At 47.5% G+C, this 11,210-nt stretch carries 6 protein-coding genes; all 6 read left to right on the top strand.

Annotation, left to right across the window (positions count from 1 at the left end):
- The first annotated feature begins 2 nt into the window (after positions 1-2).
- A complete protein-coding gene (locus JW968_06025; GenBank protein MBN1386502.1) occupies positions 3-6,686 on the top strand; it encodes a hypothetical protein in 6,684 nt (2,227 codons plus the stop codon).
- Between the two features lie 174 nt (positions 6,687-6,860).
- Positions 6,861-7,334: a hypothetical protein gene (locus JW968_06020; protein ID MBN1386501.1), complete on the top strand. Its 474-nt coding sequence runs from the start codon at positions 6,861-6,863 to the stop codon at positions 7,332-7,334.
- Between the two features lie 18 nt (positions 7,335-7,352).
- A complete protein-coding gene (locus tag JW968_06015; protein MBN1386500.1) occupies positions 7,353-7,859 on the top strand; it encodes a hypothetical protein in 507 nt (168 codons plus the stop codon).
- A 49-nt stretch (positions 7,860-7,908) separates the two neighbouring features.
- Positions 7,909-8,484, top strand: a complete 576-nt coding sequence (locus tag JW968_06010) for a hypothetical protein (protein ID MBN1386499.1) — start codon at positions 7,909-7,911, stop codon at positions 8,482-8,484.
- 4 nt (positions 8,485-8,488) lie between these two features.
- On the top strand, positions 8,489-9,208 hold the full coding sequence (locus tag JW968_06005; protein MBN1386498.1) for a hypothetical protein: 720 nt from the start codon (positions 8,489-8,491) through the stop codon (positions 9,206-9,208).
- A gap of 1 nt (position 9,209) precedes the next feature.
- A complete protein-coding gene (locus tag JW968_06000; GenBank protein MBN1386497.1) occupies positions 9,210-11,207 on the top strand; it encodes a type II/IV secretion system ATPase subunit in 1,998 nt (665 codons plus the stop codon).
- Positions 11,208-11,210 lie beyond the last annotated feature (3 nt).

Raw genomic sequence — 11,210 nt, 5'->3', positions numbered from 1 at the left:
AAATGAAAAAGAGGATGATATTCTGGACATGCATCATCGCAATACTGCTCATCTCAGCCAGACCTACAGAAGCCCAGCCCTGGGTAAGAGAGTGCCATATAGATGATTCATGCATCTATACTGATAACATGGACATATCGGAGCTGTATCCTCACGGATGCTACTGCAATGGGTCATCTGATGTCAACATGGCACACATGATGAATGTCGAGATATTCAGCTCTGCTATCACGAATCCAGGCGATACAACCTACGGCCTTGATTCTTTCATAAACAATTCAGTCATACCCGGAGGATCAAACATATCCTTCTCGACAATCGAGAACACTGATTTCACATCATATTCACCTCCATGCACATCGCTGGAGATCTACGGAGCATACATGAAAGACGGGATGCTCATATCAGGAAGGGTAAGACACAAGGGGCAGACATATTTCGGGCCATACCAGATAGGGCAGATATGCGCAGAGGCACCTCCTGTCTCAGTAGGCCAGCTCGTCATCGAGCCTGATGTGTTCAACAACAACACTTTCCTGCTCAAGAGATATTATGGAGCAGATATCGGATATGATGTCACAGGCACAATCCAATGGTCCGGTTCCAGAACCGAACCCCTCCAATTCAATGATGAGGGAACAGGATATGATCAGGCTGCACATGATGCGGTATATACACAGGGTTCATCTGGGCTTGGATCGCCTGACGAATGGAAAACCGTAAATGTCCTTGCAGATACAGGATTCGGGAGCGGGTTAAACATCCAAAAACAGATATATCTTGATAACATAAAACCAAATGCATCAATAGAAGTGCCATCTGCCTTGGTGTATCTCGGAATTTCTTACTCCAACACAGAGTTCGTGAATCTTGAGCTTGACTTCTCTGATAATCTGGATACAATCTTCCCTGACAGGACAGATGAGAAGAGATGCAGATACGGGCATAATGCAACAGAGCTTGAAGGATGGGCTTGGGAGCCGTGCGAATCCCAGAGAGTATGGTATCTCGGACCTGATGACGGTGCCAAGGAGATACACTACCAAGTCAGGGACATCGCAAACAACACAAACATCACGATATATGATATAATACTTGATTCAGGGCCGCCTGAAATCAACATAACAAGCCCTGGTGCCACTGAGATAGTGTTCGGTGTGATAAACATAACCTATGAGCTTTCCTGGGATGCACTTTCAAATTCTGCAGAAATAAGGATAGGCGAGGGAGCAGAATGGAAGCCAGCAAACAACATACCCCAGTCAAGGCATGAATGGAACACCACAGAATGGCCTGACATGACCTTACAGGTGACAATGAGAGTCAAGGATGCAGCAGGCAACTATGGATATGACAGCGTCGAGGTCCTGATAGATAATACCCCTCCCGGAGTCCTGATTGTACAGCCAGGTGATCATTCTTATATCGAGGATGAGGTCCTCATCAAGATGATTGCGCATGATGCAGCATGGATAAACCTCACCATAAACACCACCCATATGGCTTCAATAGAGCTATATACATCAGGGGACATCTGGGAATATATTCATTATACAACAAGCCTAGAAGACGGGAGCTATGAGATAACTGCAAAAGCATACCGCTTCCTTCCAGGAAATTATCCATGGTATTGCCTGTATCAGCCCATATGGCCATGCAAGCTCGGCGAGGATTCAGTGATTGTGATAAAGGACACGACCGATCCAACAGGATCATTGAATGTTGACGGTCCTATATTGTCCCATACTGAATCAATAGCAGTCAGCGAAGCAAGTCCAGACACGCAGATGGCAGTTTTCGAATACAGGCAAGGATTAGGAAACTGGCTGCCTATCGAGACAGACTATGCAGCGCCATTCCAGGTGATGTGGGACACGACAGAAGCGCCTGACGGAAACTTTTACACATTAAGAGCGCTGCTCTATGACAGCGCAGGGAACATGGGGGAGAGCAACGCGACAGACCTGGCAATCGACAACACACCACCTCAGATAACACTGACAAATCCTGTCCCGGGAACACTGATTGCAGGGCAGATTTCAGCAGAATATTCCGCAACAGACAACATAGCGGGAGTGGATTGGGATACATGGGAATGGAATATCGACTCAACAGGGTGGATACCAATACCAAATGAGACAAACCCCTGGGATACAAGAAACTATGGTGATGGCTGGCACACACTTCAGCTCCGGGTAAATGACACTGAGGACAATCAGGCATATTCAGAAATATTCGGATTTACAGTAGATAATACACCAGAGGCAATAACAATAATCTATCCATTATCCGGGATTGTCATGAATGATAATATAACCGTCACAGTGATAGGTCCGGGCAACACAAACAATGTATCGCTGAACATCACAGGCCTGCAGAATGTCACCTGGTGGCTGCATGAGCCCAACTGGGAGTTCTTCTGGGACATATCAGGATTCCCAGACGGAGATTATACAATACAGGCAGATGGATTTGACGAGCTCGGCGGTTACATCGGAAATGATACTGAGCATCCGGTAACAATAGACAGGACAGACCCCTCTTTCTCAAATGTGAGCCTTGAACCGATCCATCTTCTCGGCTCACCTCTCCTGTGCACAATAACAGGCACAGTATCAGTCAATGTGAACGGCACTGCATCAGACACAGAATCAATACTCTTCGAATACACACAGGACCAGCTGGAATACAGCACACTCGGGTACACGACAAAAGAGGCAAACAACTGGAGCTTGAATCTCGATACAAAAACAGTCTATGACGGACTCATGCAGGTCCGCGCAACAGCAAAAGATGCCATGGGAAACACATACAGCGACCATTCTATCCCATGCTATGTGGACAATACACCGCCTGAAATCAATATAACCTATCCTTTCCCTGATCAGTACCTGAGCAGGCTTGTCAATATAACCTATAATGCAACAGATGCAGGTCCAGGTGATGTGGCACGTGTCCAGCTCTCAATAGATGGAGACACATTCTTCAATATAGGTGCTTATCATGTATGGAACACAACATTGGCCAATGACGGCGCACATACACTGCAGGTCCGCGCATATGACCATCTTGGCAATTTAGGATACTCAAGGCAGATACTCGTGAGGACAGACAATTCATTCCCGCTCGGAGAGCTCATTGTCGAGCCATACTATGTCATGGACGGCACCAGGATGAACATGACATACAGGGGCAATGGACTGGACTACAGCGTCCTTGTGAATGTGAGCGATGCAGATGCGCCTGAATCAGGGCCTGCGCCGATTGTACTTCTCACTGACCCTGACAGGAATTCAGTCTACAAAGGCAACCACACAATAAGCCTCAACAACACACAGCCTGACGGCATCAAGACACTCACTGCAAATGTGTCAGACACGATGGGTAATTATATACTAAGCACTGCTGAAGTCATGCTCGACAACACAAGGCCCAACGGCTGGATAACGATATCAAACCTCGGAGTGCCTGGTTTCGAATCCACAAACCCCAATGTCACAGCCACAAGAAGCGTGATACTGGAGATGGACTTCGAGGATGTCGAGAACAATTCAGTCATGAGCGGAGTAAGAGACTGCAGGGTAAGCAATTCCCGGATAACCAGGGAATACAGCATCCATCTCGGACATGATAACCTCACAGGAGAGAATGTGTCAATGATAGGAGACACTCTCAGGCTAAATAACGGCTACATAAGCGGGAATTTCACATCATCCACGATAATCATCCCTGAAGGGGTGGCATCAGTCAAGCTGTCGGCAGACCAATACATACCAGGGGCCCTGGGGATAGAGACAAGATTTGCAGACGGCGGAACTGCGGAAACGCTTAGGTTCCACAGGTCAGGAAAGCTGACAGGCTACATAAGGCTTCCCAAAGAGATAGTGATAGACCGCGCAGAAGTGAACATAACCGGGGCAAACAACAACAATGGAGAATACAAGATATGGGTGCAGACCGGCGATACCCAAAATGGCACAGTGAATGCAGATGACTGGGATGCTGTGGCAGAGCGGATATATATCACAAGCGATACAGAGATAAACGGAGTAAGCCTCTATCTTGAAGATGGGCCTAATGAAGGAGGACAGGGCACTATCAGCATAAGGGATGTCAACATGAAAATCATCGAAATCAGCGACTACTACTGCAGCAAATCAAACTGGTGCGAGATTGAATTCCCAAAAAGCATAGCACTGGCAAAGGGAAAGTTCTATCATATAGTCAACAATGCAACACCTGATAAAGATACCGGACTTAAACAGCCTCCCCGTATCGTCAACGACAACAATACGAACACAAGGCTATTCTACATTAACGGGAGCGATCAGATAGAGAATGCGACACATGACATGGCATTCAGGCTCTACCAGACAAGGACACCGACAAATCCCCATATAGAGATGGGTTATGAATATGACAAGCGCATAATCTGGACCAAGACAGGACCATATGAGGGCAGCGAAAGAGAGGACATCTCATATAATCTCCAGAGATATCTGCGTGACTGTGCATTCGACCCATGCGACATACCGCTTTTCGCATATTCAGAAACTGCAGGAGACATCATATTCGAGGATCTTGAAGTCGAGTACACAGAGCCGGCAGGGAAGATAGACTATCATGTATCAAACAATGACGGAGCAGACTGGAAACCTATTGTGCCAGGACAGACACTCATCTTCGACACAATGGGCACAGACCTGAGATTCAGGGGCGATATCTCAAGATCAGACGCATCTGTCGCTTCACCGAACAGCACCAACATAATCCTGCATTCAAGCACATCGAGCTGGGAGCAATGCACAAACACAAAGCTCTGGCAGCTTAGCGAAGGCGGCGGAGAGAAGACAGTGTTCCTATATGTGCGCGACAGGGCAGGCAATGTCAGAGAGACGAGCGATACGATATGGTACAACTTCAGCGGAGCAGGCCTTGACCCGACACCCCCGACACCGCCTGTTGTCGTCGATGACGGGGACTACACAAACAATGCCACCATGCTCCATGCATACTGGTACAACTCGACTGACAGGGAATCAGAGCTCCTCCATATACCCCTGGTGTACATGTTCAGGGTATGGGATGTGACAGAGGGACTCAATATAACCAACTGGGTTTATGTCGGGCAGAGCACAGAGGTCACAGTAGTTAACTCATCAGCAAGCCCATTCGAGCTCGATCACGGGCACAATTACACATTCCATGTGAAATCAGTCAACTCAGCATCACTCGAGACCCTTGGAAAAAGCGACGGCATCATCCTGGACATAGTGAATCCTTATGTCAATGTGAGCAGCACCACACACCCTGACCAGTCTGAATGGTATGAGGATGCCACAGTCACAATCAACTGGACAGGTCAGGATGAACTCAGCGGGATATATGGTTACAGCTATACACTTGACGGATACAATGACACGATACCTGACAATATCCATGAAGGCCAGCAGGGGGAATATGACAAGAAGAGGAATGCCACATACACACTAAGGAACGGGATATGGTATTTCCACATAAAGACGCAGGACAAGGCAGGAAACTGGGGAGGCACAGCGCATTTCAGGGTGAACATCGACATCTACAAAGGCCCGCCTGCTGTGACGATAATAACACCGCGCGGCCTTGTTGTGGACGAGAACCCGGAATTCTGGGTCACAACAAACGAACCTGCGATCTGCGAGTTCAGGCAGATCGAGCCTGATGAGGAGAATCTCACCCCATTCAGCATAACAGGGAACAGGGACCACAGGGACAAGCTTTTCCTTGAGCAGGGGAGCTATGAATACCAGGTCAACTGCACAGACTATGTGGGCATGTACAATGATACAGAAAAAACAAATTTCACGATAATGCCTGATGCTTCGCCGACAGACATAACAGTATTCTGCCCGGACAGCGAGGGCGATTACTACACCGGACAGTCCCTGGAGATCATGATAAATGTGACTGCGTTCTACAATGGAGAGAATGTCGGGCTCGGAGGCCTGAAGAGTTTCAATGTAGCTATCAACGGGCAGGCAGTGCCTGTGAAAGTGACTGACCTTGGGCTCGGCCTTTACATGCTGAGATTCAGCATGCCTGAAGAAGAGGGAGAACTTGAAATCACTGTGTCATATCCCGGCACTGAGACTGTGAATTATGATCCATCAGAAAATGAGCATTGCGGGATCAGCGAACTCCAGGTGCTTAAGCTGAACATAGGATACAGTTCCATAATTCAAGGGACACCACTGCCGCCATGCACTGAGGAACCCTGCGGGCAGATAGCTGTCCTGAAATACAGCGGATACCAGGTCGGGTTGGCAAGCGAGACCCAGGATGCAGCAGGCAAACCAGAAGGTAAAAACATACGAATAGAGACAGATGGCCTTGACAATTCATTCATACTAATGAGCAACCCGAATTCGAACATAATCAAGCGTGCCAGCTATCTCATGGACAAAAGCTTCATGGACCTTCCATATCCATCATTCGGGCTTCCCCTTGACCAGAACATCTGCCCAATGACGACACTGCTGAAATATGAGGATATCGTGCTTCAATCAGATGACCTTAAGTTATATACAGGAAGATTTGACCTTATATTCCAGAAAAAAGGAAAAATTGATGGTAAAAATCTTGTTTATGTAAAATTAAAGACATCAGGAAGCGAAGAAGCACAGAAAATAATCAAATATGAATGATAAGCAGAAATAATCCATCTTAAAAATGAAAAAAAGGTCAAAAATGTCACAAAAAAGTGGAATAATACAAAAAATTTATATACCTATATACGAAAATAGTATAGTAATTTGTAGCAGACCTATATATAATAATGGGGACTGCAGAGGAACCTCAAATTGGTACACATGAGACCCATGAACAAAAGAGGCATAGAAATCTGGCTTTCATGGATACTCCTCATGGCAATGATCATCGGCCTGAGCGCGCTGATGATGACATGGATGAAGAACTATTCAAGAGAAGCTCTCACAGGAGCACAGAAAAGGGTGTTCGACTCAGACAGGTGTGAGCAGATATCAATAAGCATGGACCACGCGATATGCAAGAACAGCTCGAGCATAGAAACCCAGATAACAAATAGGAACAACCTGCGCATAGACCAGATCATATTCAGGAAATACTACAATGAATCGCCGCCTGATATCACAGAAATCAATGAGACCATCAAGCCCAGCCTCACGAAATCAGTGCACTTCGAGAAGGCCAATGACACAATCATAACCCTCGAGGCCATACCTGTCTATATCGACAGGACAGCAGGCGAGGTCATAATATGCAGGAACAGGCTCGTGTCAAAGAACATGAGCAAGGAAGCCAGCTGCAGATAGGGTGCCAATATGCAAAACATGAAAAAAAGAGGAATCAGCCCGCTGATAGCAACAGTACTTCTCATAGCATTCGCAATAGCACTAGGCGCGATAGTCATGAACTGGGGAAGGCAGTACACGAAAAGCAGCATAGAGAGGACAGACATCACAACAGAGACACAATACAAATGCAAGCTCGATGTCGGCATAAGGCTCTATGAAGTCAACGGGAGGAAGAAGATATGCATCAACAGCACAGAGCATCTCCTGGATCTCATGGTGGAGAACGGGCCGAATGTGGACATACAAGGGCTGCACATGATAATCGTGGATGAATCAGACAATATAGATGTGATAACACTGCCTGACAGCGGGATACCGAAAGCAGGAGTTAAACACATCAACTACACCTACAACCACATAATACTCAATGATGACCTATTGCAGATAAAACTCAGCCCCATTGTCAAGATAAATGATGAGGACATAATCTGCAAGGAAAAGGCGCTCACCATAGAGCAGGGTGATTTCCTGCCCTGCAGATGATGAAATATCATAATATCAAAATAATATCAATAACGAGGTGAATGAGAGAATGAAAACAAAACAAAGGATGAACAAGCGTGGTGTGTCCCCGCTCATCGCAGCAGTGCTCCTCATGGTGCTGACTGTTGTAGTGGGAGCGCTCATCATGAACTGGGTAAACAGATATGTAAAAGAACAGGTCGGCGGAGCCGAAGAGAGGACAGCCGGCGAGATAGCCTGCGGACAGGATGTGAAATGGAATTTCATGCAGATAGATGGCGATACAAAATTCTGCATAGACAACTCTACAGAGAATGTGTGGAATGTGACCTTCACAGTCGAAAACGGACAGTACAAGAAACTGGAAGGATTCAAGGTAAGGTTTGTAGATAATGACGGGAATGTATGCGACCTGCCCCATATAGAAGAAGTTGATACCGGAGGAGCACTAAAAATAAGCATACCCTTGGATTTTGATGCAGACCTCCCAGAAGGATGCGATAGTCTAGCTCTTGTTTCAGAGGCCCACGATATCACTGAGCTTGATTTTTTAAGGATCTATGCGATGGTGAAGACATCTGACATCGATAAGCCTGTGGTCTGCACTGACAATTATATCGATGTGAGATACTGGAAATACTGCTAAGGCAATGAAGAAAGGACAGATCTGGGTATCAGCTGTACTGTACCTGCTGATCACAGCAGTAGTCGTAGTGCTGATACTTGAAGGAGGTCTGCCCCTGCTCAGCAAGATGAGCGACAAAGCAACATTCACCCGAACAAGGGACAACTTCATCAACCTGGACCAGCACATCATAGAGGTGGCCCAGGCAGAGGTCGGAACCCAGAGGGCCATACCTCTGGAGATAAGGGCAGGTGAGCTGAGCGTGGAGAATGATGTGCTCAAATGGACCATGGAGACAGATGCAGAGATAATAGAGCCAAGATCAGAGATAAGGCTGGGCAACCTGAGGATATTATCCTGCGCAGATGTCGAGACATGGGAGAACGGGACGCATTACTTCATGGAGAACAGCAATGTGAAGTTCGCCTTCAGGAAAATCGGATCCCAGGAGGAATGGGGAAGCCTGAACACATCAGACCTGATAGAATATGCCGAGTACCTGCCGACAGGAGAGAAGACTGACGGGGAATTCGACTTCTACATACTGGGAGAAGAACAGTTCGGGGAAGGCAACGGATATGTGCGGATATCAGAGATAGGAGACACGCTGGCAGAGGCCACTGTGACAGCGTTCATCAACACCACAGACGATCCAACAGACGAAAATGCCACAAAACAATACGAGCTCTCATTCACACTCGAATCGAACACGGATTTCGTCAGGGTCAAGGCTGTGATGCAATGAGGTGAGCAAAATCCTCTTCAAGGACAAGAAACCGAAAGAGCAGGAGGAACTGGAACAGCAGGTAGGCCCCAAAGCAGCAGAGATGATAATAACATCCAAGGAGAAGAAGAAAGAAGAAGGGATACAGACTTTCCACACATTCTTCAAGATTGACCTAAGGCCAAAGCTCATCTCCATACCTCCTTTCGAGAACAAGAAAGAGATAGACATAAGATATCCCCTCATAGCGCCATATGCATATGCCCACATCTACTGGGACAATACGCAGAACGAGCTCTTATACGAGGTGGAGGAGCCCCAGCTGAGCGACACAGAACAGCAGCTCCTGAAACTCATCAAGCTCGCCCTCGAGGAGATGATAAACGTGAGCTTCATCAACTCCCTGATGGAGCACAAGGTCATATCCTATCTGGAGAAGAATGTGCAGTCAATACTCACAGAGCTCGGCACGAAAGTGACCAAAAAGACATACCTCAAGGCCATGTACTACATCTACAGGGACTATGTCGGGCTCAACCTCATCGAGCCATTGCTCAAGGATTACTTCATAGAGGACATAGAGTGCAACGGAATAAAGACGCCGATATACATAGTCCACAGGAAATATGAGAACATCAGGACAAATGTCACCCTCCAGACACTTGACGAGGCCACAAATTTCGTGGAGAAGCTTGCGCAGAAATGCGGAAGGTATGTGAGCTTCGCAAGGCCCCTGCTCGACGGCACACTGCCAGACGGGTCCAGGGTGAATGCCACATATTCCGAGGATGTGACAACAAGAGGGCCCACATTCACGATAAGGAAATTCACGAAGAACCCATGGACTCCCATACACCTGATAAACTACGGCACATCGACGCCGCTTGTCTTCGCATACATCTGGCTCGCAATAGAGCACAAGTTCAACATAATCGTGGTCGGAGAGACAGGATCGGGAAAGACGACCTTCCTCAACTCATTCATGTATTTCATACCCCCAGAATCGAGGGTCTGCTCCATAGAGGACACAAGAGAGATAAACCTGGCGCACGAGAACTGGCTCCCTGCAGTCGTGAGGCTGGGATACGGCATACCGAACATACTCGGAGAGACATACGGCGGCGTATCATTATTCGACCTGCTCAAGGAGAGCTTCAGGCAGAACCCTGACTATGTGATAGTCGGAGAGATCAGGGGGCAGGAAGCGTCGGTCCTGTTCCAGGGGATGGCATCAGGACACCCCTCTTTCGGAACATTCCACGCAGCATCTGTGGAGACACTGACACAGAGGCTCCAGACACCGCCGATAAACCTCAGCGCATCACTGGTAAAATCACTCGACATAGTCTGCGTGACCACGCATGTCAAGGGCAGGGAGAAGAACTTCAGGAGGATGACCCAGCTGAATGAGATAATTGACGTGAAACCAAACGGTGAGGTCAAATACAACACGTTTGTCGAATGGGACCCCGCAAATGACACTTTCGGATTCAGCAATGCCTCAGTGGTCCTGAACAGGATAACAGAGAGATCAGGGATACCTGTCGAGAAGCTGTCCAAGGAGATGGCCATCAGGGCAGAAGTCCTCGGCAGGATGCTGAAGAGGCACATAATCAATTTCAAGGAATTCACCAAGATGATCAACCTGTACTACAAGAACCCTTCATTGGTGCTGCAGCAGCTGGACATCAAAGAAGAGGAAATCATGCCTATGGATGGGTTCACAGGCAAGGAATATGATGAAAGGGGATCCTTTACCGGGCATGCAGAGCAATCCGGGCAGCAATCCGGGCAGCATCATGTCGTCATAGAAAGAGAGGCAGCCGAGCGAGAGAACATCCGGCAAAACCAGCAGCCTGAAGCCCAGGGGCATCAAGTTCAGTCACCTTCCAGAGCAGCCGAAGCAAGGCCAAGCATGGCCTATCCAGAACTGATAAGGAAGCTCTCAGATGAAGAGGAGAGATTGAATGAGATTGCACGAAAGCTTCAGGACCTCAGTGACAGGCTGAAGAAATTATAGCGT

This window comes from Candidatus Woesearchaeota archaeon, from assembly GCA_016928155.1.
Taxonomy (GTDB): Archaea; Nanobdellota; Nanobdellia; order Woesearchaeales; family JAFGLG01; genus JAFGLG01.
The sequence above is the reverse complement of the archived record's forward strand: the minus strand, read 5'-3'. Positions and strand labels throughout refer to the sequence as shown.

Excerpts from the sequence above, each read along its gene's own strand:
- JW968_06025 (MBN1386502.1), top strand. The coding sequence starts at position 3 with ATGAAAAAGAGGATGATATTCTGGACATGCATCATCGCAATACTGCTC.
- JW968_06010 (MBN1386499.1), top strand. The coding sequence starts at position 7,909 with ATGAAAACAAAACAAAGGATGAACAAGCGTGGTGTGTCCCCGCTCATC.
- JW968_06005 (MBN1386498.1), top strand. The coding sequence starts at position 8,489 with ATGAAGAAAGGACAGATCTGGGTATCAGCTGTACTGTACCTGCTGATC.
- JW968_06020 (MBN1386501.1), top strand. The coding sequence starts at position 6,861 with ATGAACAAAAGAGGCATAGAAATCTGGCTTTCATGGATACTCCTCATG.
- JW968_06015 (MBN1386500.1), top strand. The coding sequence starts at position 7,353 with ATGAAAAAAAGAGGAATCAGCCCGCTGATAGCAACAGTACTTCTCATA.